23 protein-coding genes are annotated in these 26,619 nt (G+C 58.2%); 17 read left to right on the top strand and 6 right to left on the bottom strand.

Annotated elements, in window-relative coordinates; translation table 11 throughout:
- The 3 genes from ACM6J5_RS02010 to ACM6J5_RS02000 all read right to left on the bottom strand — a co-directional run bounded on the left by ACM6J5_RS02010 (window position 1) and on the right by ACM6J5_RS02000 (window position 3,430).
- Window positions 1-540, bottom strand: a complete 540-nt coding sequence (locus tag ACM6J5_RS02010) for a MauE/DoxX family redox-associated membrane protein (RefSeq protein ID WP_095945897.1) — start codon at window positions 538-540, stop codon at window positions 1-3.
- Between the two features lie 10 nt (window positions 541-550).
- The gene (locus ACM6J5_RS02005) at window positions 551-1,699 is read right to left on the bottom strand and encodes an amine dehydrogenase large subunit (RefSeq protein ID WP_095945898.1); all 1,149 of its coding nucleotides are present in this window, start codon (window positions 1,697-1,699) and stop codon (window positions 551-553) included.
- A 240-nt stretch (window positions 1,700-1,939) separates the two neighbouring features.
- Window positions 1,940-3,430 carry an ATP-binding protein gene (locus tag ACM6J5_RS02000; protein WP_150673870.1) on the bottom strand — a complete coding sequence of 497 codons (1,491 nt, stop codon included), beginning with the start codon at window positions 3,428-3,430 and terminating at the stop codon, window positions 1,940-1,942.
- 334 nt (window positions 3,431-3,764) lie between these two features.
- On the opposite strand from ACM6J5_RS02000, the gene ACM6J5_RS01995 reads away from it, so the two are divergent.
- From ACM6J5_RS01995 to feaR (ACM6J5_RS01955), 9 genes are all read left to right on the top strand, one after another.
- On the top strand, window positions 3,765-4,928 hold the full coding sequence (locus tag ACM6J5_RS01995; RefSeq protein WP_095945901.1) for an acyl-CoA dehydrogenase family protein: 1,164 nt from the start codon (window positions 3,765-3,767) through the stop codon (window positions 4,926-4,928).
- Window positions 4,929-4,959: 31 nt separating this feature from the next.
- The gene (locus tag ACM6J5_RS01990) at window positions 4,960-5,331 is read left to right on the top strand and encodes a hypothetical protein (protein WP_057715413.1); all 372 of its coding nucleotides are present in this window, start codon (window positions 4,960-4,962) and stop codon (window positions 5,329-5,331) included.
- Window positions 5,332-5,334: 3 nt separating this feature from the next.
- Window positions 5,335-5,841 carry a nuclear transport factor 2 family protein gene (locus ACM6J5_RS01985; RefSeq protein ID WP_414927700.1) on the top strand — a complete coding sequence of 169 codons (507 nt, stop codon included), beginning with the start codon at window positions 5,335-5,337 and terminating at the stop codon, window positions 5,839-5,841.
- Complete coding sequence (locus ACM6J5_RS01980) at window positions 5,838-6,968, top strand: amidase (RefSeq protein WP_414927699.1); 1,131 nt, start codon at window positions 5,838-5,840, stop codon at window positions 6,966-6,968. Before ACM6J5_RS01985 ends, ACM6J5_RS01980 begins: the two co-directional genes overlap by 4 nt.
- Window positions 6,969-7,004: 36 nt before the next feature.
- Window positions 7,005-8,288, top strand: coding sequence for an aromatic ring-hydroxylating oxygenase subunit alpha (locus ACM6J5_RS01975; RefSeq protein ID WP_414927698.1), 1,284 nt, complete (start codon window positions 7,005-7,007; stop codon window positions 8,286-8,288).
- Window positions 8,285-8,785, top strand: coding sequence for an aromatic-ring-hydroxylating dioxygenase subunit beta (locus tag ACM6J5_RS01970; protein WP_414927697.1), 501 nt, complete (start codon window positions 8,285-8,287; stop codon window positions 8,783-8,785). Before ACM6J5_RS01975 ends, ACM6J5_RS01970 begins: the two co-directional genes overlap by 4 nt.
- Before the next feature lie 10 nt (window positions 8,786-8,795).
- Entirely contained in the window at window positions 8,796-9,536 is a 741-nt protein-coding gene (locus tag ACM6J5_RS01965) for an SDR family NAD(P)-dependent oxidoreductase (protein ID WP_414927696.1), read from the top strand.
- Between the two features lie 172 nt (window positions 9,537-9,708).
- On the top strand, window positions 9,709-10,659 hold the full coding sequence (locus ACM6J5_RS01960; protein WP_414927695.1) for a PDR/VanB family oxidoreductase: 951 nt from the start codon (window positions 9,709-9,711) through the stop codon (window positions 10,657-10,659).
- 151 nt (window positions 10,660-10,810) lie between these two features.
- Window positions 10,811-11,731 carry a transcriptional regulator FeaR gene (gene feaR, locus ACM6J5_RS01955; RefSeq protein ID WP_414927694.1) on the top strand — a complete coding sequence of 307 codons (921 nt, stop codon included), beginning with the start codon at window positions 10,811-10,813 and terminating at the stop codon, window positions 11,729-11,731.
- A 151-nt stretch (window positions 11,732-11,882) separates the two neighbouring features.
- On the opposite strand, the gene ACM6J5_RS01950 is transcribed toward feaR (ACM6J5_RS01955), so the two are convergent.
- Window positions 11,883-12,512: a response regulator transcription factor gene (locus tag ACM6J5_RS01950; protein ID WP_053161157.1), complete on the bottom strand. Its 630-nt coding sequence runs from the start codon at window positions 12,510-12,512 to the stop codon at window positions 11,883-11,885.
- A gap of 259 nt (window positions 12,513-12,771) precedes the next feature.
- Between ACM6J5_RS01950 and hpaC the strand changes: the two genes are divergently transcribed.
- Entirely contained in the window at window positions 12,772-13,281 is a 510-nt protein-coding gene (gene hpaC / locus ACM6J5_RS01945) for a 4-hydroxyphenylacetate 3-monooxygenase, reductase component (RefSeq protein ID WP_095945909.1), read from the top strand.
- Between the two features lie 578 nt (window positions 13,282-13,859).
- Here the strand turns inward: hpaC and ACM6J5_RS01940 are convergent.
- The gene (locus ACM6J5_RS01940) at window positions 13,860-15,182 is read right to left on the bottom strand and encodes a hypothetical protein (protein WP_150673860.1); all 1,323 of its coding nucleotides are present in this window, start codon (window positions 15,180-15,182) and stop codon (window positions 13,860-13,862) included.
- Between the two features lie 281 nt (window positions 15,183-15,463).
- Here ACM6J5_RS01940 and feaR (ACM6J5_RS01935) point away from each other — a divergent pair, with 281 nt between their 5' ends.
- From feaR (ACM6J5_RS01935) to ACM6J5_RS01905, 7 genes are all read left to right on the top strand, one after another.
- A complete protein-coding gene (gene feaR, locus ACM6J5_RS01935; RefSeq protein WP_095946281.1) occupies window positions 15,464-16,372 on the top strand; it encodes a transcriptional regulator FeaR in 909 nt (302 codons plus the stop codon).
- A gap of 894 nt (window positions 16,373-17,266) precedes the next feature.
- On the top strand, window positions 17,267-18,124 hold the full coding sequence (locus tag ACM6J5_RS01930; RefSeq protein WP_414927693.1) for an McbB family protein: 858 nt from the start codon (window positions 17,267-17,269) through the stop codon (window positions 18,122-18,124).
- Between the two features lie 786 nt (window positions 18,125-18,910).
- Window positions 18,911-20,110, top strand: coding sequence for a YcaO-like family protein (locus tag ACM6J5_RS01925; RefSeq protein WP_256589172.1), 1,200 nt, complete (start codon window positions 18,911-18,913; stop codon window positions 20,108-20,110).
- An 11-nt stretch (window positions 20,111-20,121) separates the two neighbouring features.
- Entirely contained in the window at window positions 20,122-20,865 is a 744-nt protein-coding gene (locus ACM6J5_RS01920; RefSeq protein ID WP_095946278.1) for an ABC transporter permease, read from the top strand.
- Window positions 20,865-21,602, top strand: a complete 738-nt coding sequence (locus ACM6J5_RS01915; protein WP_095946277.1) for an ATP-binding cassette domain-containing protein — start codon at window positions 20,865-20,867, stop codon at window positions 21,600-21,602. The genes ACM6J5_RS01920 and ACM6J5_RS01915 overlap by 1 nt, the downstream gene beginning before the upstream one ends.
- A 237-nt stretch (window positions 21,603-21,839) precedes the next feature.
- Window positions 21,840-22,229, top strand: a complete 390-nt coding sequence (locus ACM6J5_RS01910) for a c-type cytochrome (RefSeq protein WP_095946276.1) — start codon at window positions 21,840-21,842, stop codon at window positions 22,227-22,229.
- A gap of 138 nt (window positions 22,230-22,367) precedes the next feature.
- On the top strand, window positions 22,368-23,858 hold the full coding sequence (locus ACM6J5_RS01905; protein ID WP_095946275.1) for an aldehyde dehydrogenase family protein: 1,491 nt from the start codon (window positions 22,368-22,370) through the stop codon (window positions 23,856-23,858).
- A 171-nt stretch (window positions 23,859-24,029) separates the two neighbouring features.
- Here the strand turns inward: ACM6J5_RS01905 and ACM6J5_RS01900 are convergent, their stop codons facing one another.
- Complete coding sequence (locus ACM6J5_RS01900) at window positions 24,030-26,459, bottom strand: DUF3772 domain-containing protein (RefSeq protein ID WP_414927692.1); 2,430 nt, start codon at window positions 26,457-26,459, stop codon at window positions 24,030-24,032.
- Window positions 26,460-26,619 lie beyond the last annotated feature (160 nt).

The raw sequence follows: 26,619 nt of genomic DNA, 5'->3' as shown, positions 1-26,619 counted from the left end.
TTACCTACCAATCAATTTGAGCAGAAGAGGGGAGTTCGCCAGCAGGCCATCGGCCGCGGCGTAGATGAGCAGCGCGACCGCGGCGGCGGCCAGGGTCACGAAGCCATCGAACAGGTTCAGGTCGCGGGCAACCGGCGCCACGCTGGCCACCAGCGCAAGTAGCACCAGTGCGCTGTTACGTGCCAGCAGCACCGGACGCAGTGGCTGTGCCTGGTCGGGACCGGCGCAACCGCAGTCGATGTCCGCGCGACCGCGCCACAGGTTGATGCCGATGGCGGCGGCGTACAGGGCCAACAGGCTGGCGGCGCTCAGCGCGGCATAACCGCGGCTGACCGGCACCAGCAGGGCAAAGGCGATGGCCAGTTCCAGCAGCGGCACCAGCCGTGCCGTGGGGCGCACCAGCGCCTCGGGCAGCAGTTGATAGTCCGCCAGTTGCCGGGCGAAGCGGGCCGGCGCGCGCACCTTGTGGGTCGCGGCGCTGGCCAGCAACACCGCGATGGCGATGGCGCTGGCAATGATGAAGATCGGATCTGTGTGCATGGCGAACCTCTCAGTAGCTCAGGACCTGAGTCGCGGTTTTGGCGACTTTCGGCATGCTGCCGGTGAGCTTGTTGGTCTTCAGATCGAAAATCTGCAAACCGCCTTCCACGTCGGTGCCGAGCAACAGCGGTTTGTCGTCGCCAGTGGCCTGCATGCTCCACACCGGAACCGGTGCTTCCAGGGTCGCGACTTTCTTGTGGGACTTGAGGTCAAAGGCCCAGATCAGCGGACTCGGGTCTTCCCACTTCATGGCTTCGTGGGCGTCGTGCATCAGCACGTACAGGCGGTCCAGCTTCGGTGCCACGGCCATCAACTGCCAGCCCCCCGGCGCCCAACCGGCTTTCTTTTCCTCGTCGGAAACCAGCGACCAGGAAGGCAGGACTTTCGGCGCATCACCGGCGAAATCCACCGGGCGTACGGTGCCGGTCGTGGTGGTGAAGTAGTAGGTGTCGCCGACGTTGACGGCGCGCTCTACCAGTTTTTCCGCGTTCGGATCAAAGAACGGCGTGCGACTGCGCGCGGTTTCCTGGCCCTGATCGTTGAGGGTCACCACCTGCAGGCTGCCGTCGCCGCACAGCGAGGCGAAGCGGCGGTTGCCGACCGGGTAGTTGAGCACGCAACCGGGGATGGCGATTTCCGTGGCAACGGCCTTGGCCTGGGTATCGACCACGGTCACCGACGTCGACGGGGTGAAGTTGTAGACGTAGACGAACTTGTCGTCGCCACTCGGCTTGAGCGAGTAACGCTGGGTCAGCGATTCGGCGCGTTTGTTTGGAATCAGCACTTCCCAGGCGGGCGACAGGGTCGAGCTGTCCCAGGCTGTCAGCACGTCGGTGCGGGTACCGCGGGTGCCGCGGGAATACCAGATGTCCGCACTGTAGAGGGTTTTCTTGTCGTGACTCAGGGTCGACGGCGCAGCGAAACCGGTCGGCACCATGCCGAGGATGCGCTTCTGGTCCGGGTCGACCACGGTCACGCGGCCAGCCACGAAGCTTTCGAACTCGACGTCGATGACGAACGCGCGGTGAGCTTCGGGTGGAAACGCCAGAACGGTCTGGCCAATCGTACCGGCGGGCAAATCCGCGCGGGCACTGTTCAAACCGAGTACAAGCAGGCTCAGGCCTAGCGCTGACTGTACGGAGATCCTGTTTGTTCGCATAAGGGGAACTTCCTGAATTGTTGGTAACGCGGATCGCGGGTGCTTTGGCAGATTTTTACCCTTTGATTCTGCCGTGCCCCGCGATCGGGAGAATTGCCCTGCCTGCCAAGTGTTTGTGTGTCTGTGCCAGTGTCATAAAGCATTTTGTAGGAGCGAGCTTGCTCGCGAAAAATGTCCGGTAACCGTAGTCATTCAGACAGGACGCATTTTCGTTCACGTCCATCGCGAGCAAGCTCGCTCCTACAGGGGGTAGGGAGACGATAAGAGGGGAAGGGAGAAGCTGAACACCGCGCCACACGGCTCCAGGTTTTGCGCCCAGATATCGCCACGGTGGCGGCCGATGATGTTCTTGCACAGCGCCAGGCCAATGCCGTTGCCGCTGACCTTGGACGAGAAAAAGCCGTCGAACAGCTTCTCTTGCGCCTGGGCCTGGATGCCGCGCCCGCTGTCTTCAATGCGCACCAGGGCCACGTCGTTCTCGCGGCTGGCATGGATACGCAACAGGCGTCGTTCAGTGGGCAAGTCGGCCATTTCTTCAATGGCGTTGAACGCCAGGTTGAGGATCACCTGGCCGATCAGCACCTTCTCGCAACTCACCCGCAGCGGTTCGGACGCGGTGACGATTTCCACGCGCACCAGGCTCGGATCGGCCCGCAGGCTGATGAAGTAGCGGGTTTCGCGCAGCAGTTCATTGAGGTCGACCAGCTCTTCGCTCTGCTCCAGCTTGACCACGTAATCGCGCACGCTCTTGATGATCAACGAGGCGTGCTCGATTTGCCGTACCGCACTCTGCAAACCCCAGGCGACGCCTTGATCGGTTTCGCCGGTGTTGCCCAGGCGAATCACCGCGCCTTCAATAAAGTTGCGGGTCGCGGCCAATGGCTGACTCAATTCGTGGGCAATCGCCACGGCCATTTCCCCCATGGCGTTGTAGCGCGCCAGGTATTCGAGTTTCTGCTCGCTGACCCGCCGCGCCTCTTCGGCCAGCACCTGTTCGGTCACATCGCGGAACAGCAGCAGATGGCCGACCAGATCGTCCTCGATCTCGATGTAGCGGCACGTTGCGTGATGCCAGCGCCACTCGCCATCGCGGCGCTGCACCTTGTAGTGCACGTTGAACGGCGCGTGCTCCGGCGTCTCATGGGCCAGCTGTTGCAACAGGCGCTGACCGGATGCGTCGTCGCACCAGGCCAGGAAGTTCTTGCCCATCAGCTTGTGCACTTCGCTGTTGAGCAGGTGCGCGCCGGAGTCGCTGATAAAACGAATGTCGCCCTCGGGACCGAGCACCGCCACGCCTTCGGCCAGGTCCTGCATGAAAGCCTTGAGCCGGCTCTCGAAACGCTTGAGGTCGCGCTTGACCTTGTCCTCCCTGGAAATGTCGCGGAACTGCACCATCAACACATCACGACCGTCCAGGTGCACCAGGGTCGCCACCGCCTCGGAAAGAATCTCCACCCCTTGCTTGGAGCGATAGCACCACTCGATGGCCCGTTGTCCGGTGCGCGCGGCACCTTCCAGCCAGCGCAAGCCCACCGAGCGCCGGTACTTCGGTGCGTCGCGGGTCATGTCCGGGGCCTTGAGCGGCGTCAGTTCTTCCAGGGTAAAGCCGAGCGCCGCCAGGGCAGCGGCGTTGGCCCAGAGAATTTCCTTGGTGTGCGCGTCATGAAGAATGATGCACAGCGGCATGGCTTCGATCAGCGCATAAAAGTCGTTCGGTTTTGGCTGGTACATCGCACGGCCCCTGGCGGCAGAGATTTGCAGTATGGCGTTTTATACCTGCTCGCACAGCGGGATGCGCTCAGAGGTAAGGGGTGTCGGCCTAGGGGTTTTCTTTAGTCGGGGGGCTGCACGCACCAATAGTGGCGACCGGATGCGGTTTTTACACTGGACCGCAATGCAAGGGCGACCACACAGATCCTGTAGGAGCGAGCCTGCTCGCGATGGACGTCAACGAAAACGCGTCCTGTCTGAATGACCGTGTTGTCCAGACGTTTTTCGCGAGCAGGCTCGCTCCTACAGGGAGCAGCGGAGCCCACTAACAATAATCAAAACGGAGAACTAGCCCATGCTGCGTTCAGCTGTCGCACAACAAGACCCTGTGACCGCCCCGGTCGTGCCAATGGTCGAGAGTCAGCTATTTCAGCAAGTGCTGGATGAGGTTCGCCAGCGTCGCGAGGAATTCGACGCCGGCTCCCACGTGCCTCGGGACATGATCGAGCGCTTCAAGCAGGTGGGCATCTACCGCGCTGCCACGCCGAAATGCTTCGGCGGCGATGCCCTGGCACCGTCGCTGTTCCTGCAAATGGTCGAACGCATCTCCGAAGCCGACGGCTCGGCGGGCTGGGTGGCCAGCTTCGGCAGCGCCGGTGTCTACCTGGCAGCCTTGCCACGGGAAACCCTGGCGGAGCTCTACGCCGAAAGCCCTGACCTGGTATTCGCCGGCGGCCTGTTCCCCTTGCAACCGGCCGAGGCCGTGGAAGGCGGGTATCAGGTCAACGGCACCTGGAAATTCGCCAGCGGCTGCAAAGGCGCAGACCTGTTGGGCGTTGGTATCGGCGCTGCCGGCGGCAAGCCGCGCACCGCTGTGTTCCGCCCGAAGCAGGTAGACATCGTCGAAAACTGGGAAGTGGTCGGCCTCAAGGGCACCGGCAGCCATGACCTGCGGGTGACCGACAAACACGTTGACGAGCGCTGGACGTTCATCCGTGGCGGTGCCGCGACCATCGACGAGCCGCTGTTCCGCTACCCGTCGATTGCCTACGCCGCGCAAGTGCTGGCAGTGGTCAACCTCGGCCTGGCCCGTGCGGCCCTCGACGAAATCAGCCGCATGGCTGGCGGCAGCGGCATCACCGGCGCGCCGAAACTGTCCGATCGCGCCTACGTGCGCATCGAGATCGCCAAGGCTGAAGCCAAGCTCAGCGCCGCCCGCGGTTTCTTCTACAACGCCACCGAACAGGTGTGGAACTCGATCCTGGCCGGTAACCCGGTCACACCGGAGCAGACCAGCCTGTTGCGCCTGTCGGCGATTCACGTGTCCCAGGCCGGTGCCGAGGTGGTGCAGAGCGCCTACGGCCTGGCCGGCACCACCGCCATTTACCTGCGCCATCCGCTGCAACGCTACCTGCGCGACTCGATGGTGGTGACCCAGCACGCCTTCCTCAGCGAAGGCCTGTACGACGGCGCCGGCTCGGTGTTCCTCGGCGTCCCGCCGTTCCCGGGCTACATCTGAATCCCCCTTACTTTTTCAAGGAATCGCACCCATGTCGCAAACCACCCAAGAGCCATTGCGCGTCGTCTTCTGCATCGGCATCACCCAGAACTTTTTCGACCTGCCCACCGGCGAAGGCCTGAGCGTGTGGAAAGGCTTCAGCCAGATGATGGGTGACCTCGGCGCCATGCCCGGTATCACCGTGCTCGGCGCGATGGACGACGACCGTTTGATGGTCGGCCCGTCCACCACCTCGCCATGGACCGTGTACATCATGGCCGACGTCGACTGTCACCAGTCGGTGATCGACGCCTGCAACCTGTTCCGCACCACGCCGGTCGGCCAGTACAGCCTTTGGCGCTACGCGAAGATCGAAGCGCGCATCGGTCGTCCGCTGACCATTCCTGACGCGGCCAAGGTGTAAGCCATGAACGAGGCCTTGCTGCAGCGTCTGGCGACGCTCGAAGGAGATCTGGCGAAGCTCGAAGGGGAAAGTGCAGTGCGGCGCTTGTTGGCGCGCTACATGGATCTGTGCGATGTGCCGAGAGCGGTCACGCATGTCAGCGATCTGGCCCGGTTGTTCACCGAAGATGCGATCTGGGAAGGCCTCGGCACCCAGACCGCGCAAACCTTCGGTCAGCACCAGGGGCGTGCGGCGGTGGCGGCGTTTGTCGGCGGTTATCTGCCGCCGTCCGACCACTTCAAGCTGAACCTGCATTACCTCACCAGCGAGTCGATCGTGGTCGACGGCGGTTCGGCGCAGGGCCAATGGATCATGCAGCAGATTTCCACCTACGCCGACGGCCGCAACGAGTTGTTCGGCACGCGACTGAACATCGATTTCCGTTGTGTCGACGGCACCTGGTTGATCGCGCATTTCCGCACGCAGCGTTTGTTCAACACGGAACTCTTCACCTTGGAGGCGGGCGCATGAGTACCTTCATCAGCGAATTCCTCCTCGGTGGCAACGGCAAGCGCGTAGCGATCAAGGATTCGATCGACATCGCCGGCCATCCGACCCGCTCGGGCAGTCGCGCCTTTGCCGATGCACCGGCGGCGACGAAAAACGCCGAAGTGGTCGATGCGATCCTCGACGCCGGCTGGCAGATCGTCGGCAAGACCAACCTGCATGAACTGGCGTTCGGCGTGACCGGCATCAACGACTGGACCGGCACACCGATCAATCCGCAAGCGCCGGATCGTGTGCCTGGCGGCTCGTCCAGCGGTTCGGCTTCGGCGGTCGCGGCAGGCCTGGCGGACATCGCCATCGGCACCGATACCGGTGGTTCGGTGCGGGTGCCGGCAGCGTGCTGCGGCATTGCCGGGCTCAAGCCGACATATGGTCGCGTCAGCCGTGTCGGTGCCCATCCGTTGGAATCGAGCCTCGATTGCGTCGGGCCGTTCGCCAAAAACATGGACGACCTGATCGCCGCGATGCAGGTGATCTGCCCGGGTTTTACCGCTCAAGGCCTGCCAGGTGACGGCGCCAGGGTCGGCTTTCTCGAGGTGGCCTGCGATTCGCACCTGCAAGCCAGCCTGGGTGCCGCCGCGGACCGCGCCGGATGGCGTCGAAGCAACCTGCACCTGAGCGAGTTCGAAGCGGCGTTCGCGGCCGGCCTGACCGTGATCAATTTCGAAAACTGGGCGGCGTTCGGCCATCTGACCGGCAAGGGCCTGATCGGCGCCGATGTGGAAACACGTCTGCTGGCGGCCAGCCGCACCACGCGTCAAGACCTGGCCCAGGCCGAAGCCGTGCGCACGGCGTTCACCCAGCAAGTGGACGCAGCGCTGGAAGACTTCGCCGTATTGCTGCTGCCGACCTTGCCAATCCTGCCGCCGACCCTCAGCGAAGCCCGCGCCGGCAGCAAAGCCGTGGCCGGCATGACCCCGCTGGTACGGCCTTTCAACCTCAGCGGCCACCCGGCCCTGACCGTGCCGGTGGAACTCGATTGCGGCGGATTGAAAGTCGGCCTGCAAATCGTCGGTCGTAAAGGTCAGGACGAGCTGGTCTGCGCCTTCGGTGCGCAGCTGCAACAGAGCATGGCCGGTACACGCGGCTAACAACAAATCATAAAAAGAAGCCATGAGGAGAACCGCATGAGCACTCATGAATATCAGCTGATCGCAACGTCGAAAAGCCCCGAAGACCTGGTCCGGCATGACCGCGTCGACGTCTCGCTGTACAACGACCCGGCGCTGTTCGAAGCCGAGCTGGACAAGATTTTCTACCGCACCTGGGTGTGGGTTGCCCACGAAAGCGAAGTGCGCAACAGCGGCGACTTCAAGACCGCCACCATCGGCCGTCGCCCGGTGATCGTCGTGCGCGACAAGAAGAACAACATCAACGTGCTGGAAAACCGTTGCCGCCACCGTGGCGCCACCGTGTGCGAGAAGCACAAGGGCAACGCCACCGGTTTCACCTGCCCGTACCACAGCTGGTCCTATGGCCTGGACGGCAAGCTGCGTGCGCTGCCGTATCCGGATGGCTACGAAGGCATCCTGGAGAAATCCGAACTGCCGCTGACCAGCCTGCGTGTCGAGAGCTACGCCGGCATGGTGTTCGCCAGCTACAACGACGAGATCGAACCGCTGGAAGACTTCCTCGGCGGGGCCAAGCACTGGATGGACCTGTTCATGAAGCAGGGCGCCGGCTATCCGATCAAGACCCAGGGCGAACACAAGTTCAGCTTCAAGGGCAACTGGAAGATCCAGCTGGAAAACACCACCGACGGTTATCACTTCCCGATCGTGCACAAGTCGTTCATGTCGTCGGTGGATGAAGAAACCTCGGAAATGCTCTCGTTCATGACCGACGAACAAGCCGTCACCCACTCCCTGGGCAACGGCCACAGCGTGATGGTCATGGTGCCGGAGCACGTCGACCTCGATCACGACGACGGCACCGAACAGTTGCAGGAGCGTTTCGCCCATGTGACCGAAGAACTGTCGAAAACCCTGCCGGCCGATCAGGTTCGTCGCATCGTACGCTCGCTACACGGCGCCGGTTTTAACCTGAACCTGTTCCCCAACGTGGCGATGTCGATGTCGTTCTTGCGCGTGCTGCGCCCGGTGTCGGTCACCGAAACCGAGATCCGCCACGTGGCCCTCGGCATGGACGGCGGCCCGGAAATCGCCAACCGCGAACGCATGCGCATCCACGAACACTTCCAGGGCCCGTTCGGTTTCGGCAGCCCTGACGATGCCGAGGCCTGGGACCGCGTGCAGCGCGGCTCGTATGCCGGCGTCGATGCGCCAATCCTGGTCAACCGCGGCCTGAACCGCGAAATCACCGCTGAAAACGGCGACAAGGTCAGCCACGCCACCGACGAAGGCGGCATGCGCGGTGCCTACGACATGTGGAAAAGGATGATGAGCCAATGAGCAATCACGACACCCTGAACGGTTTTACCGGTCCTCTGGCCCAGGCCATCGAACTCATCTGGCGCGAAGCCGAACTGCTCGACCACAAGCACTACGCCGAATGGGCGACCCTGTGGAGCGAAAGCGGCAAGTACATCGTGCCGATCGACCCGGACACCGAAGATTTCGAAGCGACCCTCAACTACGCCTACGACGATGCGCGCATGCGTGACCTGCGCATCGAACGCCTGACCGCCGGCTACTCACCGTCGGCGGTGGACGCGGCGAAAACCATCCGCACGATCTCGCGTTTCCGCCTGGTGGAAGCGGCCGGTGACATCGTCGAAGTCAATTCGGCGCAGTTGCTGTACGCCTACAAGCGCGGCGTACACACGCCGTTCGTGGCTGACCTGAACCACCGCATTCGTTTCACCGATGGCGTGCCTACGTTGGAGCGCAAAGTGGTGCGGCTGATCAACTCCACCGACAGCCTGAGCGCGCTCGGCTTCCTTTTGTGAGGACAACATCATGAATCGAGTAGCCCTCGTAACGGGTGCCTCGCGCGGGCTGGGCGAGTGCATCGCCCGGCGTCTGCATGCGGCGGGTTATCGCGTCGGTTTGGCGGATGTGCGCCTCGATGGCGTGCAACAGTTGGCTTTGGAACTCGATGGCAGTGGTGCCAGCGCCATGGCGATCGAGCTGGATGTGCGCAGCAAGGTCGACTTCCAGCGTGCTCGCGACTTGCTCACTGAGCACTGGGGCGGCACCGACATTCTGGTGAACAACGCCGGCGTGTCGAAAGTCGCCGCGCTGATGGACATCACGCCGGAAGAGTTCGACGAGTCGATGGCGATCAACCTGCGCGGCACCTTTGTCGCCTGCCAGGTGTTCGGCGCGCACTTCGCCGAACGCGGCTTCGGGCGCATCGTCAACATCGCTTCGCTTGCCGGGCAGAACGGCGGCACCGCCACCGGCGCGCATTACGCGGCGGCCAAGGGCGGCGTGGCGACCCTGACCAAGGTTTTTGCCCGTGAACTGGCGCCCCAGGGCGTGACGGTCAACAGCATCTCGCCGGGCCCGCTGGACTTGCCGGTGGTGCGTGAAACCGTGGCGCCGGAGCGACTGGAACAGATCCTCAAGATGATCCCGGCCGGCACCCTGGGTGATCCGGCGTTCATCGCCGATAGCGTGTTGCTGCTGATCGCCGACAACGCGACCTCCGTGACGGGCGCGTGCCTGGACGTCAACGGCGGCTTGTTCATGCGCTGAACGCATCAACCAATGTTATGGCCGGGGAATGATCCTTGTAGGAGCGAGCCTGCTCGCGATGGTGTATCAGCTGAATCGATGTCGACTGACACTCCATCGCGAGCAGGCTCGCTCCTACAAGGTCTCACCAAGCCGTAGTACTAAATCAAAACAAGTGTATTCAGGTGATGCAATGATGAAGGTGAAGATCGAAAGGATCGTCGACGAAGCGCTGGATATCCGTTCCTTTCGCCTCGTGCGCAGTGACGGCCAGCCGCTCGACACCTATGAACCGGGTGCCCACGTCGACCTGACCGGGCCGACCGGGGTGACCCGCCAGTATTCGCTGTGCAGCCCGCCGCAGGATCGACGTGCGTATCTGGTGGCGGTGAAGAAAGAAGCGCAGTCGCGCGGTGGCTCGCTCGCGCTGCACGAGCAAGTGGAAGAGGGCATGGAGCTGGAAATGGGTGCGCCGCGCAACCTGTTCCGTCTCGATGAAAGCGCCAGCGAACATGTGTTGTTCGCCGCCGGTATCGGTGTCACGCCGCTGTTGAGCATGGCCTACAAACTGGCGGAAAGCGGCCAGCCATACCGGCTGCATTACTTCGCTCGTTCGGCGCAGTACGCGGCGTTTACCGAGCTGTTGGCGACCCAGTTTGCCGAGCGTGTGGAGTTTCACTACGGCGTGGAGCCAGTTGATCTCGACGGTGCATTGAGCGAATGCCTGGAGCGTGCCGGCAGCACGGCCCACGTCTACACCTGCGGCCCGGCACCGTTCATGAACAAGGTCGTGGAAGTGGCTTCGCGCAGTCGCGCGGATGATGCCATCCACCTCGAACACTTCGCGGCGGACCCGGCGGCCAACAGCGCCCCGGCCGGCGGTTTCGAAGTGGAGCTGGCCAGTTCCGGCGTGGTGCTGCACGTGCCGGCCGACGCCAGTCTGGTCGATGTGCTGCAGGCCCATGGTTGCGATATCGACACCGAGTGCCGTGAAGGCATCTGCGGCACTTGCATCGTCGAGGTCCTGGACGGTTTGCCGGAGCACCGCGACCACTGTCTGTCGAACAAGGAAAAGGCCTCCAACAAGCAGATTTGCGCCTGTGTATCACGGGCGCTTTCCGCTCGTCTGGTATTGGACCTGTAACCGAAAGTCGACTGGAAAGCTTGGGCCGGAGCCTGTTGAATGGGCGCCCGGCAGCCGTCGAAGGAGGAGATGGCTACAGAAATAACCGTGTTGACGAACCGCTCGATGAAGTGGTCGAAAAATAACAACAAAAACCTGAGGCTTTGCGGACATGATTACAGCATCGACGGTGCGCAACGAAGCGTTCGAAAGTTGGTTGAGCCAGGTGAACCAGGCTTGTGGGCGTTTCGATGCCCGGGCACTGGACACCGATTTCTACGGCGAACTGACGGAATTTCGCAGCGGAGCGATCAACCTGAGTGTGGTCGACATGGCGCACGTGCATTTGTATCGCACCAGCAAGGACGTCAGCACCAGTAGCGACGGCCACTACTACGCGGTGTTCCAGCTGCGTGGCAGCTCGCAGCTGGAGCAGGGCGGCAACCGAGCGCAACTGGGCTGTGGCGACATCGCCCTGATCGACGCCAGCCGTCCGAGCGACATGATCTACCACGACGATTGCCGACAACTGTCGTTGATTCTTCCGCGCCAGGTGGTCGAGCGGGGTTCGCACTTCAATGCCGTCAACTGCGCCACGCGCATCGCGGCCGGCAGCCCCCTGGCGGCGATGGCCAACAAGCTGGTGCTGGACACCCGCCAGCAGGAAGGGCTGGAGATGCAGGAGAGCGAGGCCGTGCTCGATGCCCTGGCCAGCCTGTTGCTGCCGGGCATCAGCGCCCGCGACTGCGGTGCGGACGCCCATGAGCGGCAATTTCGCAAGATCATCGCGTTCATCGACGCGCACCTGAGCGACGAAGAGCTGTGCCCCGAACTGATTGCTCGTGAAGTGGGGATTTCCGTGCGCGGTCTGTACCGGATGTTCTCCAAGCGCGGCCTGGTGGTGGCGCAATACATCAAGCACCGGCGTCTGGACTTCTGCGCCGAAAACCTGCGCCGCGCCGATGTCGAGCAGAAGCTCTCGGCGTTGTGTTATGCGTGGGGGTTCTCGGATTCGAGCTACTTCTCGTCGGCCTTCAAATCGCGCTTTGGCGTGTCGCCGGGTGCTTATCGCAAGCGCTACAGTCAGAACTGACCCCCGCTATTGATGTTGAGTCTGCTGGCCTCATCGCGAGCAGGCTCGCTCCTACAGTGGATCTCCAGCGAACACAAAATTTGTGTACGACGAGAGTCCCTGTAGGCGCTAGCCTGCTAGCGATGGCGGTCTCATGACCGCCACAAATCTCTCAGTGCCGCACCGGCTCATCCACCGGCAAATGCAGCACTTCGCGCACCAGCATGGCGATGCTGCTCACGCCCATCTTTTCCTTGATCTTGGTGCGGTGCACATCAACGGTCTTCACGCTGATGTTGAGCTCCCGCGCGATCACCTTGCTGGCCTTGCCATCGATCACCAGCATCAACACTTCCCGCTCACGGCTGGTCAGTAAAGCCAGTTTGCCTTGCAGGTTCTGACGCTGCTGCTGATCGGCCTGGGCGTGCACGGCGGTCTTCAGCGCGGCCTGGATGCGGTCGATCATCTGCTGCGGGTTGTAGGGCTTCTCGACGAAATCCAGCGCGCCGTTCTTCATCGCCGTGACCGACATCGGAATGTCGCCATGGGCCGAGACGAAAATGGTCGGCAAGGTGCTGCCGCGCTGGTTGAGGATTTCCTGCAACTGGAAACCGCTGGTCTCCGGCATGCGCACGTCGAGCACCAGGCAGGCGGGCTGCTTGGGGTCGTACTGGCTGAGGAACTCTTCGGCGCCGGCAAAGCACTGCGCCTGCACGCTCACCGACTCCAGCAACCAGGCCAGTGAGGTTCGCAGGTCCTTGTCGTCGTCAACGATATAAACAATCGGTTTACGGATTTCCATCGGGGCTGCCACGAAAGTTTTCTAATTATTGTTTTCGCACGAGAACGTGCGGCACGCATTGGCTCATCTTTCTGGAACCAGTATGCAGAATACCCACTGTGGCCGGCCCTTGCGATAAAGAAACCACCTAGTCGACTAGCGGAAACCCAACCCCGCCATGGGGATCGCGAGAATGGTTGTGCCGCGCCCGCAGCCTTAGTCTTGTTCCATCACCTACGGGCCGCCAGATAGCGGTCCTCCTGAAGGAAGGGGCATCGACATGGCCGACCTGAGCCAGCAGCAAATCGACTTTCGCAACGCCATGGCGCAGCTGCCTGCCGCGGTGAACATCATCACCACCAACGGCCCCGGCGGTCGTTGCGGCATCACCGCCAGTGCCGTGTGCTCGGTGACCGACTCGCCGCCCACCGTGCTGGTATGCGTCAACCGCAACAGTGCCACCCACGACGTGTTCCGCACCAACGGCCACCTGTGTGTCAACGTGCTGTGTGGTGAGCAGGAAGAACTGGCCCGGCATTTCGCCGGCATGACCCAGGTGCCGATGGCCGAGCGTTTTGCCTGGGACCTGTGGGACGACGGCGCGGCCGGTGTGCCGGTGTTGCGCGATGCTCTGGTGCAGCTTGAGGGGCGGATCAGCGAGTGCAAGGAAGTGGGATCGCACTCGGTGATGTTTGTGGAGCTGACGAAGGTGGGCGTGCGTGAGCCGCGTGACAGCCTGGTGTATTTCAACCGCTTGTTTCATCGCGTTGAGCATGCCAGCGCGGCTTGACTGAGACCGCGTTATCGTTCTTCGCGAGCAGGCTCGCTCCTACAGGATCGCCGTCGAACACAAATTCTGTGTTCACTGCGGGACCTTGTAGGAGTGAGCCTGCTCGCGATAGCGGTACCCGCCTGGAATGCATGTTTAACGGCTGTAGGAGTAACTTCCTGCAAGCCACAGCACCTTGCGTCATTGCCTACAGGTACGCCAGAATCCGCCGGCTTGTGCGCCCTGGAGGCAGTCGGTAACTTGGTCCGCGTCACTGATTTCCAGTGATCGGGTTTAGCAGCCCGTGGTGATATGAGGCGCATTGGCAGTCCAGACAGTCAGGTCGATCGGCCCGGCTAACCACTAAACACTGTGGGAGCGAGCTTGCTCCGGGCGGCGTTCCGACGATAGCGGAGTATCTGTCAGCAACGATGCTGGATGTGATGACCCCATCGCGAGCAGGCTCGCTCCCACAGGGGATCTGCGGTGTACACGGATTTTGTGTGCGGCAGAAATCCAATTGTGGGAGCGAGCCTGCTCGCGATGGCGGTGTATCAGGCACTGCAAATCTCAGATACGAAAGCTCCCCGCGGCCGAAATCAGAAACCGGTGGCGAACACCACCTGGGCGTAGACGTTCTTGTCGTTGTTACCCAGTTGGGTACCGCCGTCTTCGGCGCTCTTGTCCGGTTGGTAGATGCCCACCAGTGGCATCACGGTCAGGTGGTCGTTGACGTGCCATTCGGCGTACAGGTCGACTTCGTGGCCATCGGTGTTGCCCAGGTTGCGGTCGATGGTGTCGAAGTTGAAGTACATCGCGCCGACAGTGAGGTTCTCCAGCGGCGAGACTTTCAGCGTGACGTTCTGGATGCGCGAGTTGCTGTTGAACGGCCCGGCGTAGTTGCCCGCCACTTCACCCTGGAACCAGGTGCCGTAGCCACGGCTGAAACCGTAGAACAGGGTGTCGTAGCCTTCCGAGAAACGGCTGTAGCGGTAGCTGGCGCTAGGTGTCCAGACCGCGTCGGAGAAGGTCCAGCCGGCTTCCAGGTACCAGGCGTCTTCGGTCGAGGTGTGAGGCTTGTCCTGCTTGGCGTATTCACCGGACAGGAACAGGTCTTTCACCCCGGCGTTGCCCGCCGCACGCAGGCTGTAGGTCTTCATGCCGTCGCGTTCAAGCTGGATCGGCGAGGCGTACTGTTCATCGATATCGGTGGTCTTGATGTAGGTAAGGCCGACCGTGCCGGCCTCGGCCACGTGCTCCAGGGTGCCGACGTACATTTCGGTCTTGGCCTGGGCGCGGTTGTCGGATTTGAGCCACATCAGGTCGCTGCGCCAGCCTTCCTTGCCGCCCAGACGCAATACGGCGGTTTCATCGAAGGCCTTGCGCGCCGCCAGGTAGTAGGCGCCGCCACGGTTGAACTCGCCGTCGGCCAGGCCTTTACCCATGTTCAGCGCGTCGCCGTCGATCAGGAAACCGTCGCCGACCACAATGTTCTGTCGGCCGAAGGACAGGTCGACACCGTCACTGCCCAGCGCGCCGAACAGATCGGCCGAGCGCCAGCCGAGGTAGGCGTCTTCGAACTTGGTGGTGCGTTCCGTGCCATCGGAGAAGCCGGCGGCATCGCCATCGCCCCAGGTGCCGGAGCTGAGCAGGTTCCCCGCGCCGTACGCGGTACCCACACCGCCCAGGCCTTGATCGAAGCTCAAGCCGTATTTGATGTAGCCCTCGCGCCACGACGAGCTGCCTTCATTCAGGCGACCGGACAGGGCGTAGTTTTCCTGGCTGTGGAAAATGCCGAATACGGCTTCGAGGGTAGCGTTCAGGTGGCTGTCGTCATCGGCGTAGAGTTCATAGGCACCGGCATTGCCGGCACTGATCATCAGCGCGAGCGTCGAGAGACGAAGCAAGGGGGACTTGAGCATGGTGTGGCATCCGTTCTTGTTCTTGAGCGCAGGTTTGCGGTCTGTCCGGATACTAAGGCGCGGCCATTGTTTGCCCTTTTCCCTGTTTGCCAATTAGTTGGTTGTGCATGCCAGATTGCATGGTGCGTTGCCACGACGCCGGTTCCTGGTGCACGAGAACAGGCGCTGCGCAGTAATCGCGCACGGATCGGCATGGCCACCGCGGTATTTCGCGGTGGCGAGCGACAGAAACGAAAAGTGCAGGGCGCCTCGCAGCGACTAATGCGAGGGATGAGGCTGCGATGAGCAATGCACAACAGGTCGAGCGCATTGATCAATGGCTCGATAAGGTCAATCAGGTCTGCGGGCGCTTTGGTGCCAATGTGTTGGGGACGCAGTTTGCGGGCTCTATCGATGAGTACCGCAGCGGTGAGCTCAAGATGAGTTTTGTCGACGTGGCCCAGGCCCGACTGTTCCGCACGCAGCATGAGATCGATCAGGGCGAAGGCTCGCATTTCTACGCGGCGCTCCAGCTGGCCGGCGAAGCCGTGATGGAGCAGCAGGGCAGTTGCATCACCCTGTTGCCGGGGGATATCACGCTGATCGACTCCACGCGCCCAAGCAACTTTGTCTACCGCAACAACGCCCGTCAGTTGTCATTGATACTGCCCCGGGAGCGGGTCGAACAGCACCTGCGTTGCACCAAGGTCAAACCCGCGCAACGCATTCCGGCTTCGGCTCCGATGGCGGGGCTGGCCCAGCGCCTGATCCTCGGTTCAACGGAGCAAGGCCTGAATCACGCGGAAAGCGCAGCGACGCTGGACGCGGTGATCAGCCTGTTGCGCCCGGCGATGGGGGCGAGCGAAGTGGACGACTCACCCCAGGCGCGCACCTTCCGCAAGGCCTTGCGCTATATCGATGAACACATCGGTGACGAGGCGCTGTGCCCCGAATGGCTGGCGACCCAGGTGGGCGTCTCCGTGCGCGGCCTGTACCGGCTGTTTTCCCGACACGGCCTGGTGGTGGCGCAATACGTGAAAAAACGCCGACTCGACCTTTGCGCCGAACAACTGCGCCATGCCCGGGGCGAGGGCAAGCTGTGTGCGCTGGGCTATGAATGGGGCTTTAACGATTCGAGCTATTTTTCCACGGCGTTCAAGGCGCGCTTTGGTGTTTCGCCGGGTGAGTATCGCAAGCGCTACATGAATTGAGCGTGACCATTTCCCGGTAGGAGCTGCCGAAGGCTGCGATCTTTTGATCTTGCTTTCAAAAAACAAGCTCAAATGATCGTCTGAACGCGGCTCGAGCCTACGGTAGCTCCGCATCGCTTGAAGCTCTGTAGGCGGGTGCTTTTCTTTTCCTGCTGCACGGACTGAGCAGTACATCCCCAAACACCACAGCCAACAACGTAGCGGACACCATCGTCGCCAGTTAGAACCTCACCACAGAACGGCATACGATCATCAAAGTTACCGTTCGTCGTATTTTTTAAAATTTAAAATCAAACTTAAAAAAATATCCTTTGAAAAAGAAAGAAATTTCTTACTCCGTCCTACAGATCGCTGAGTTCAGTGTCTTTCGTTTGTTTCAGTTTTGAGTCAACTTTGTTTTTGGCTTTTAAGTACTTATAGCTATCTGCCAGTGCGATGCCATTTTTTAAACCGAAAGTGAACGAAAAACGATCCGGAAATCTCGCACGAATTTTCCTTAGATGTTGAGTGAAAATTCCTACGCACAAAAAAATGGCCTATTGCATCAAGTTCTGGAAGTTACTAAATATAGAAGGGTCACTAACTTTGGTGGCATTTCCTCTAATAGCGAGTAATCAATGATGAACAGCGAAAACTTTGGAGACGTTCTTTATCTTGGCGATGAGTTTGAATACGGCTCATGCCCACACATGGCTGGAGGGTCTGGCGGTCAAGGCGGATGTGGAGGTAGCGGCGGATGTGGGGGCGGCGGCGGTTGTAGTGGCGGGAGCGGCGGAAGCGGTGGGAGTGGAGGGAACGCTGTAACTCCTCAGGTATCGTCCGACAACGACTGACAATTCATCAAGTATGGCTTTTCTGGTGTTAGCCAGAAAAGCCATGTAAAGGAACTGGATGATGTTAAATATACAAAGCTACGAAATACTTAATTTTCACTCTGATAATTTAGTGGTTTCAAGGAAAGGTGTTTCGAAGATCAGTTCGCCATCTTTGCTGGCAGCTCTGACTAAGTTAAAAAGTTATAAGAATATTTCAAAGGCTGAATTTCTTGAGATATTGTCGGAGCATGGCTTAAATCCAGAAGCCGCCTATGGTTTTTTAGAAAAAGCGCTCTCTATTAAAGAAGACCCTGGTGAGATTTACTTTGAGAAAACAATTGTGGCCCATGACTGGGACAAAACCACCGACCTGGAGGCATTGTTAAGAAGTGAGATCGATACCCCGTTGGAAATAAGTGACATCTCAGGCTCGCTCAAGGACATTGTTTTAAGTAAGAAATGCTACATTGTAATCGCTTGCATGAATTATGACTATGATTTTATAAAGAAAATATACTTCGATCTTGTAAGTGCTGCGCCGGACAGTGCGATCAGTGTTTGTTATCGCTCGGGTAATTCGTTCTGTATCAGTCAGCCGTACTTGCCGAAAGTCGGAAATCCATGTCATTTTTGTAGCATAGACAGACTGATAAACTATGAGGAATATCATAGTGGCAGGAATACTTGGTCAAGGCTGCTTCATTTTTGCAAAAATAAGCATATAGCCGTTCCTACCGATCCGCTAAATATCCTGCAGCGATCATTGGTTGTTGGGGCGATTGTAAAGAAAATAAAGCTGCTAACGAACCCTGGTAGTGAATATCGTTATCAGGATAATGTACTTCAAGACTCCTATGTTGATTTTAATGGCAACTTCGTGAGGGATGTCTCGGCCTCTCACTGGTATATGTGCGACTGTTTGAGGGTACAGGGATGAAGTATATACCCCATGACTATTATCTGAAGTTCATGAGTTCAACTGTTCATGCGGAAACCTTGGATTTTCACGTAAAAGGGAATTATACGATCCATGATGCATTCAAACATGCTACTCGTCTTCATAATGTCAGCGATGAGCAACTTACTCAGTTAACCGGGAACGAACTGCGGCTTTACCCGGATCTAAATTTTGAATTCTCTGTTCGCTCTGAATTGAATTTGGATTCGGATGTCTGTCGTGATGAATCATGTGAAACCTTCTCCAGCACAAATATAGTTTTTTCGAGGCTAGAAAATCTAATGTCTCCTGTGCTTTCCCCAAGAAAAGATAGTTATAAGCGTGGATATCCAAGCGGTGGTGCGCTATATCCAGTTGAGATGTTTATTTGTTCTCTGATGGATGATGAGGAAAGTTGGCCGTGTCCTGAAAAGATCTTGCATTTACTACCGCGGTCGAGGAGGTTTGAAGTAATGCAGGGTACACAAAATATCGATGATTTTAAGAGGGCGATTTTGTCATCTCCAGGCAGTATTGGCACGCCTCGTATAGCGATAGTTTATGCCGTCTACATACCTAAAACACTATTTAAGTACAGGTATCGAGGGTACAGACTTGCGCTTATGGAGGTTGGATCCATTTACATGCTGATCGAATTGCAAGCCAAAAAGCTTGGATTGCGATGCAGGTTGTGGTCCGCGTACACAGACACGATGCTGTGTAAGGCAATAGGTCTTAATCCAACTCTTTTCTTTCCTATGTGTGTGCACTTCATTGGTGAGCAATGTGATTCTATATAATTCTAGTCACTACTCAGCGTTACCTGGTGCGCTGATTTGTCAGCCAGCCTGCTTACTGTCTCTTCCGTCCTCTGTTGAAGTGGAAGACCCTTGGTTAAACGGAGGATCTGGAATAGGGAGCGGTTCCTCCTCTATAAAAGCGGCGCTAGGTGAGTACTTTGAAAGACGGCATTTCTATATGGAGGTTAAGCCCGACGTAGTAGGGGATATCAATCATACATTGTCGAGATTGGAGGCTGGGAAATTTATCTATGCTTTTTCTCAAACTAATGAGAGTAATTTGACATCCGCACAGCTTGCCAAACATTCATATAATTTGACGGAGGTGTTGCGTGTATCGGATTTTTCTTGCTGTCACATACCTACTGCATGTGTTTCTCTTAACTATAATAAAGTTGAAAGTGAAAATTCAATATATCCGCTGCGAGATACATGCGGTTGCAGTTTTCACTATCGATTTGAGGATGCAGCTTTTGGGTCGATAAAGGAATATTTGGAAAGGCAGTTCCTGGCAAGATTTTGGCTCACAAAGGAATGCACTCGGCTGGTTCTTGAATCTGACATTAAAATAGCCCTGAGTGAAAGTCGTGCTCAAACGTTATACGATGCACTATGCAAGTCAGGTGAGATCACGGTTATCGATATATCAGATCATGATTACCCAGGTGCATGTTTGTTGGCTGTTTACGGTCAAAAGGATAATAAACGTCACGTTCGGTATTGCGCCGGAATGTCGTATGCGGAAACGTTAAGCAGCGCACTTGAGAAATCAATTTATGAATTGTGGCAAACCTACAGATTCATTGATTTGTTTCGAGCTACTGAGAGTGACGTCGAAGAGGTTAAAGATTCATATTTGAAGTATTTTTTAAGCTGTAACACCTATGGGACATACAAGGAGATAACTTCGGTAAGATTCCGTGGCTCCGACACATCAGGGTCTTCGCTTGAGTTTAACTTGTCTGGACTTTTGGCTGCGCTCAAGTCTCAGCAGGTTGATGGTTATCTCTACGTCAATTCTCTTGTGATACAGAGTGGCTTATATTTTTTCAGTAAGTTTGTTTCTCCCGATTTATTTTTGCACATGAATAACTCTAGGGGTATAAATTTCCGCAATAAATACTCTGAGAGATTTATGGGGCAGATATTTTCTGAGCGGAAAAAAATTATGGTTCCATTTCCATGAAAGGGTGACTCATGACAGATTTTACAATATCAAGATCTTTCGAGCTTACGTGGTTGTTTGTGAAGGAACAGCTAAAAGAGCCTGTTGCGCTCTTTTGGATTATTGTTTCGCCGGTAGCAACCTATTATTTGCTGGCATACTCCAGAGGAGAGCTTTCTCCTTCGGGTATGAGCTATTTAGAAAGCACTTCTTGGTTTCACGCTTATATTTCTTCAAGTGTCGCTTTTTTTGGCTTCTCCTTTTACATTGTGGGCAGAAGGGAAAGTGGATTTATTAGGTCGTTTGTATATACATCCGAAGCCAAACTGATATTTATGTTGGCGCAGTTTTTTGCATGCTCGCTTATTTCTTTGATTTACTGTGCCGCTTTCTATGTGATGACATGTTTTTCTTTTGGAGGCTTTGAAGTGGCTGAGTTTTTATTGGTTTTTTCTCGGTTTTATATCTGCTATGTATTGTTTTGTGTGCCTGGAATTCTGTTGAGCTTGTTGCCTGTTAGTTTTCAGAATGCCAATACAATTTTCTCCATGACGTCATTTGGAATGCTTGTGTTGGGTGTTCTAAGTGTTCGCGATTTGCATCCTGTATTGGATTTTATCAAAGGGTTTAATCCTTTGTATATTGCAAATCAAATAATGGCTGGGGGGATTGAAAGGCACCCGATTTTGATATTGGGGGTTTTCTTTTCTTTTATTGCTGTATTCTTGTTGTCCTTGCGATTCTTGCGCATAAATCCAGTGTGGAGTCGATATTGATGGGTATTATAAAAGCCAGGTCGCTTTGTTTTGAGTATTCTGAAAAGATAATATTCAATGACGCATCTATCAGTGTGACTCCAGGCTCTATTACCGGTCTGCTGGGTCCAAACGGCTCTGGAAAGACTACGTTTTTCGATATTGTGTGCGGCTTGAAAAAGGCGAAAGAAGGGCAGCTTGTCAATAGGTTTGTCAGGCAGCTTTATTTATCACAGACGATCATGACGCCCCCCGTGCTGCGTATGTTCGATGTCTTTAGAATGACTACATTACTTTGCTCTCCGGTCCGAATGTCGCAAGAGCATGCTTTGAAAAAGCTCGCTGTCTGGAGCCCTGAAATAATTGAGCGATATAAGGAAATCTGGAACAAGAAGTCTTCTGTTTGCAGCTATGGTGAAAAGCGTTGGTTCTTTACTCTATCATTGCTGGCTGTAGAGGCGGATCTGGTGATACTGGATGAACCCACTGCTGGAGTCGATCCTGAGTTCAGACACTACATTTGGAAGTGTTTGCGTGGAGCTGCTGGTGAGGGAACGGCAATTCTAGTGTCTTCACATAACATCGAGGAGGTTGTGAGCAACTGTGACAACTTTTATATGATCAGCATGCGACGGTTTGTACCGTTCAGCTCCGGTAAAGAGTTCTTGGAGTCTTACGGTGCAAGCACTCTGGATGAAGCTTTTATCCGCGCGGCGGCTGCACCCGTGTTCACGGCGCCTTCTGCTCAAAAAAAATAACGAGTTCATCGCCTTCTCAGCTCAGCTAAAACGAGCTTCTAATGTCGCATACCTGCACGCGCTGTTTCTAATGCGCAATCTGGCACAACCGCCAACACAACTGGCACGCAGGGCAAAACCTGCGTGCCGACGACCACCGACAATCCCCATCAACCTGTCGAAGCACCGTTGCCTCGGCATTTTTAGTGTTGGCGTTCGCCTGCTGGCGGACGCGTGGATTTTCAAGGTCGTTTTCCTATGTTCACTTCGCTGCGTTGGTCCCTGATCGGTTTGTTGTCCTTCACCCTGGTCCAGGCGGTGTCCGCCGCCGAGTGCGCCCCGGACACGCGCCGTGGCGGCGAAGTGTTTGCCACCGAGTGCAGCGTTTGCCACGCGGTGACCAAGGGCACGACCGGCATGATGGGGCCGAACCTGTTTGGTGTGTATGGGCGCAAGTCCGGCTCGCTGGCGGACTTCAGCTACTCCCAGGCCATGCGCGACAAAGACGTCAGTTGGCAAGCCGAGACCATCACGCAATTGATCACCCAGCCCCAGGCCTTCGTGCCGGGCACCTACATGCCCTACATGGGCCTGGCGTCCGCCGACGACCGCCAGGCGGTCGCGTGCTTCCTCAAAGAACAACACTGATCAGCCGGATTACCGACTGCCAACCAACCACCCCCTGTAGGAGCTGGCTTGCCAGCGAAGACGGCCTTGAGTCTTGCAACGCCCGTCAAGACGCTTTCGCCGGCAAGCTGGCTCCTACATCTGAATGAAAGGTGAATTATGAGCAACGTTGAAATTCTGCCCCAGGTTGCTGCATTCCTTGAGCGTCGCCACGGCTGCTTCATTGATGGTCAGTGGGTGCTTGCCGAGGGCGACAGCATCGCCGTGGTCAACCCGGCCACTGGGCAAACCCTGTGCGAGACCCTGGATGCGCCGCTGGAACTTGTCGAGCGCGCCGTGCAGTCGTCCCACAAGGCTTTCAAATCCGGTGTGTGGTCGAGCCTGCGTCCGGCCGACCGTGAACGCATCCTGCTGAATTTCACCCGCCTGGTCGAAGAACACGCCGAAGAACTGGCCCAACTGGAAACCCTGAGCCAGGGCAAGTCGATCAACATGGCCCGCGCGCTGGACCTCAACGCCACCGTGGAATTCATGCGCTACATGTCCGGCTGGGCGACCAAGATCGAAGGCCAGACCTTCGACGTGTCGATCCCGCTGCCACCGGGCGCCAAGTTCACCGCGTTCACCAAGCGTGAGCCGGTGGGTGTCGTGGTCGGCATCGTGCCGTGGAACTTCCCGCTGCTGATCGCCGCCTGGAAGCTGATGCCGGCCCTGGCCACCGGTTGCACGGTGATCATCAAGCCAGCCATGGAAACCCCGCTGACCGCCATGCGCCTGGCTGAACTGGCGCTGGAAGCCGGCATCCCGGCCGGCGTGTTCAACGTGGTCACTGGTGGCGGCGCTTCCGTTGGCGGCGTGCTGACTGCGCATCCTCTGGTGAGCAAAGTGTCGTTCACCGGTTCCACCGCCGTGGGCAAGAGCGTCGGCGTGGCGTGCATGGAAAACATGACGCGCTTCTCCCTGGAACTGGGCGGCAAGAACCCGATGATCGTGCTCGCCGATGCCGACATCGAAAAAGCCGTGCAGGGTGCGATCCTCGGCGGCTTGCTGAACAACGGCCAGGTCTGCGCCGCTGCCTCGCGCTTCTACGTGCACCGCTCGATCCACGATCAGTTCGTCGAAGCCCTGGCTGCCGCCGTCTCCTCGATGCCAATTGGCGCCGGCATGAACTGCGACGCGGCCATCAACCCGTTGGTGTCGCGCAAGCAACAACAAAGCGTGCTCAAGCACATCGAACTGGCCCGCCAGCAAGGTGCGCGGGTGGTGACGGGCGGCGAGTTGCTGGAAGGCGACGGCTTCTTCGTGCAGCCGACCATTCTGGCGGACATCGACCACAGCATGGCCGTGGCCCGTGAAGAGGTGTTCGGCCCGGTGCTGGGCGTGATGCCGTTCGACGACGAAGACGCCGTGATCGAACTGGCCAACGACAACCGCTACGGTCTGGCCGCCAGCCTGTGGACTAACGATCTGGGCAAGGCGATGAACCTGGTGCCACGCATCGAAGCCGGTACGGTCTGGGTCAACGCCCACGTGCTGCTCGACCCGGCGATGCCGTTCGGTGGCCTCAAGCAATCGGGCATGGGCCGCGAGTTTGGCCGTGCGGTGATCGAGGCTTACACCGAGCTCAAGTCGGTGTGTATCGCCCATTGATCAACCTGTAGGAGCGAGCTTGCTCGCGAAAAACGTCAAGATAATGCGGTCTGTCAGTCAGTTCGCGTTATCGTTGGCGACCATCGCGAGCAGGCTCGCTCCCACAGTGGATTTGCGGTGAGCACGTCATGTGCGTACACCCGCGATAAATTGTGGGAGCAAACTCCCACATCATGCTGCGGGTGGCGGTTTCGCCAGTTCAATCCCCGCGGCACCCAGCCGCTTGAGAATTTCAAACAGCAGCTCGCTTTTGATCGCGCTGACCGTGCGTGGGCTGCCGACATAGCCGGTGATGGTCAAGGTGATGCCTTCAGGCTTCAGCTGACTGAAGCGCAAATAAGGCACCGGTTTATCCAGGATCGATTCGTGTTCGGTGAAGGTGTCGTACAGCAGGTTCTGTACTTGCTCCGGATCGATGTCCAGCGGGAACACCAGTTCGAGCATCACCACGCCTTGGGCGCTACCGCCGAGGGTGACGTTGCGCAGGTTCTGCGAAATCAGGTGGGAGTTGGGCACGATCATGATCGAGCGGTCGGCCAGTTGAATTTCCGTGGCCCGCACGTTGATCCGTCGTATGTCGCCTTCGACCCCGCTGATGCTGATCAGGTCGCCGACTTTCACCGGACGCTCGGTCAGCAGGATCAGACCGGAGATGAAGTTCTTCACGATCTCCTGAAGACCAAAGCCGATACCCACTGACAGCGCACTGACAATCCACGCCAGGTTGGTCCACTTGACCCCCAGCGACGACAGCGTGAGCAGCACCACGGATGCGTAACCGATGTTGGCAAACAGGGTGCTGAGCGAGGCGCACATGCCTGGGTCCATCTCGGTTTTGGGCAGGAACTCGTTATCCAGCCAGCGCCGGAAGGAGCGAATCAGGTAGATGCCGATCACCAGGGCGAGGATGGCATGGAGCAGGTTGTCCGGGACGATGTTGAGTTTGCGCAGCCCTTCGCCGCCGAGTACGGCCACGGTGCCGGTGACCAGTTGCCCGAGGGTCGTCCCCACGCCGCCGACGAACAGGGCAATGACGCCGATCAGCATCAGGATGGCGCGGCCAGCCCCGGACATGACGGTGCAGATCTGCTCCAGGCGTGGATTGCCGATGCCCAGTAGTTGCTTGATCGCCTTGCCGGTGGGTTTTCGGGGCGAAAACACATAGTCGCAGGTGTCCTGGTAGACCTGTGAGAGCAGGTAGAAACCGGCGCAGATGATGAATATCCAGACCACTTCATAGGTGATGAACCGGGCCATCGTCACGTAGCCGATCAACAGGGCGAACAGGGACACCACCACGGCAACGCCGGTGAAGGTGTAAATCAGACCGGCGAAGGTGGTGACGCCTTCGGGGGCCTCTCCGGCAACGATCAGGTCTCTGCGCGTCTTGCTGACGCGCAACAGCAGCGCAGCGATCACCAGTGCCACGATCAAGGCTACGATGCCCCGACCGAACAACACCACTTCGGCGCTCATGCCAGTGACGTTGCTCATCTGCACCAGGGTTACCAGCACCAGTAGCAGGCTGGCCAGCAACCTCGGATAGGGCTCCATCACCAGCGCCACCGGATCGGCAATATCGGGCAGGCGCCATGAAGGATGTTTGGTGGACAACAACGCGCGGCTCAGCCCGGTGATCAGCACGCAGGTATAGGCCAGTTTTTCCAGATTCTGCGCCAGGTCGGCCAACAGGGGGGTGTAGGGCAATTGCCGGGTCCCGGCAAAATGCAGCAGTTGCAAGGCGATGCCGGCGGTCAGCACCGTCGCCACCACCGACGCCAGTGCAAGGGAGCTGCGCCGCAGCCGACCTTCAGGCATTCGATGGATGCACAGCCAGGCCAGGGCCCGTCCGGCGAGCTTTCGCCCCACGGTCCAGATGGCCAGGGCCAGGATCAGCAGAGTGGCGGTGATCCCGCGTTGTCCGGGTTGCCAGGCGGCCCGGTGCGTGGTCTCGAGCTGTTCGATGAGGGCGCTGAAACGTTGGCGGTCATCGATCGGAAGATTGAACAATGGCGACCAGAAGCTCGGGTTCAGGATGCTGCTGGTCTGCTGGGTCACTTCCGCTTCCAGCAGACTGCGCCGGATGCTGGCAATCTGCGTGATCAACTCGCCGGCACTTATTTTAAGCGCGGCCAGGGTTTTGAGTTGGCTGTCGATCTTGTCTTTTTGCTCGCCGAGGGCGTCTCGTTGGGAGGTAATGGCAGTCGTCACCTGTGCGTTCTCGTCAAGCGGCACTGGCCCCAGCACGTTGAGTTGCGCCTGCAATTGCGCCTGTCCAGGCAGCAGCGATGTGGACAGGCGTTCAATCTCCTGAATCAGTACCTGCACCAGGTCCTGCGAGCTTTCCAGCTGAGTGTAATTGGTGGCCTGGGAAACCTGCTGCTTGAGGCTGTTGAGCTGGTTTTGCACCCCCAGCAATTCGCTGTCGGAAATGCTGATGATCGGGGCTGCGGGGGGAGGGGCCGGGGCAAGAGCAGGAGCAGGAGCAGGAGCAGGAGCAGGAGCAGGAGCGTCGGCCATGTCCCCCGCCAACAGCCATCCCGGGCTTGCCGCCAGAACCGCGAAGGCGACGTAGATCATGGACTTCAAGACGTTGCACATCGGCGAGCTCGACGGGTTGTTAGTCACTTAGCCAATGAGGTTAGGTCAAGACACGCACCCTGAGCGATGTTTTGTCGCAAGTGCCCTGGCTGTTTTTCGCCCGGGCGTTTCCTGTAGGAGCGAGCCTGCTCGCGATGGACGTCAAGGCACCGCGTTTATT

It is taken from the genome of Pseudomonas sp. IT-P74, assembly GCF_949768175.1.
In the GTDB taxonomy this organism is placed as follows: Bacteria; Pseudomonadota; Gammaproteobacteria; order Pseudomonadales; family Pseudomonadaceae; genus Aquipseudomonas.
Note: the sequence above shows the minus strand (reverse complement) of the source record. Positions and strands in the feature narration are given on the sequence as shown.

Bases quoted from the DNA above. Each gene is read 5' to 3' on its own strand.
- ACM6J5_RS02010 (WP_095945897.1), bottom strand. From the start codon at position 540: ATGCACACAGATCCGATCTTCATCATTGCCAGCGCCATCGCCATCGCG.
- ACM6J5_RS02005 (WP_095945898.1), bottom strand. From the start codon at position 1,699: ATGCGAACAAACAGGATCTCCGTACAGTCAGCGCTAGGCCTGAGCCTG.
- ACM6J5_RS02000 (WP_150673870.1), bottom strand. From the start codon at position 3,430: ATGTACCAGCCAAAACCGAACGACTTTTATGCGCTGATCGAAGCCATG.
- ACM6J5_RS01995 (WP_095945901.1), top strand. From the start codon at position 3,765: ATGCTGCGTTCAGCTGTCGCACAACAAGACCCTGTGACCGCCCCGGTC.
- ACM6J5_RS01990 (WP_057715413.1), top strand. From the start codon at position 4,960: ATGTCGCAAACCACCCAAGAGCCATTGCGCGTCGTCTTCTGCATCGGC.
- ACM6J5_RS01985 (WP_414927700.1), top strand. From the start codon at position 5,335: ATGAACGAGGCCTTGCTGCAGCGTCTGGCGACGCTCGAAGGAGATCTG.
- ACM6J5_RS01980 (WP_414927699.1), top strand. From the start codon at position 5,838: ATGAGTACCTTCATCAGCGAATTCCTCCTCGGTGGCAACGGCAAGCGC.
- ACM6J5_RS01975 (WP_414927698.1), top strand. From the start codon at position 7,005: ATGAGCACTCATGAATATCAGCTGATCGCAACGTCGAAAAGCCCCGAA.
- ACM6J5_RS01970 (WP_414927697.1), top strand. From the start codon at position 8,285: ATGAGCAATCACGACACCCTGAACGGTTTTACCGGTCCTCTGGCCCAG.
- ACM6J5_RS01965 (WP_414927696.1), top strand. From the start codon at position 8,796: ATGAATCGAGTAGCCCTCGTAACGGGTGCCTCGCGCGGGCTGGGCGAG.
- ACM6J5_RS01960 (WP_414927695.1), top strand. From the start codon at position 9,709: ATGATGAAGGTGAAGATCGAAAGGATCGTCGACGAAGCGCTGGATATC.
- feaR (WP_414927694.1), top strand. From the start codon at position 10,811: ATGATTACAGCATCGACGGTGCGCAACGAAGCGTTCGAAAGTTGGTTG.
- ACM6J5_RS01950 (WP_053161157.1), bottom strand. From the start codon at position 12,512: ATGGAAATCCGTAAACCGATTGTTTATATCGTTGACGACGACAAGGAC.
- hpaC (WP_095945909.1), top strand. From the start codon at position 12,772: ATGGCCGACCTGAGCCAGCAGCAAATCGACTTTCGCAACGCCATGGCG.
- ACM6J5_RS01940 (WP_150673860.1), bottom strand. From the start codon at position 15,182: ATGCTCAAGTCCCCCTTGCTTCGTCTCTCGACGCTCGCGCTGATGATC.
- feaR (WP_095946281.1), top strand. From the start codon at position 15,464: ATGAGCAATGCACAACAGGTCGAGCGCATTGATCAATGGCTCGATAAG.
- ACM6J5_RS01930 (WP_414927693.1), top strand. From the start codon at position 17,267: ATGTTAAATATACAAAGCTACGAAATACTTAATTTTCACTCTGATAAT.
- ACM6J5_RS01920 (WP_095946278.1), top strand. From the start codon at position 20,122: ATGACAGATTTTACAATATCAAGATCTTTCGAGCTTACGTGGTTGTTT.
- ACM6J5_RS01915 (WP_095946277.1), top strand. From the start codon at position 20,865: ATGGGTATTATAAAAGCCAGGTCGCTTTGTTTTGAGTATTCTGAAAAG.
- ACM6J5_RS01910 (WP_095946276.1), top strand. From the start codon at position 21,840: ATGTTCACTTCGCTGCGTTGGTCCCTGATCGGTTTGTTGTCCTTCACC.
- ACM6J5_RS01905 (WP_095946275.1), top strand. From the start codon at position 22,368: ATGAGCAACGTTGAAATTCTGCCCCAGGTTGCTGCATTCCTTGAGCGT.
- ACM6J5_RS01900 (WP_414927692.1), bottom strand. From the start codon at position 26,459: ATGTGCAACGTCTTGAAGTCCATGATCTACGTCGCCTTCGCGGTTCTG.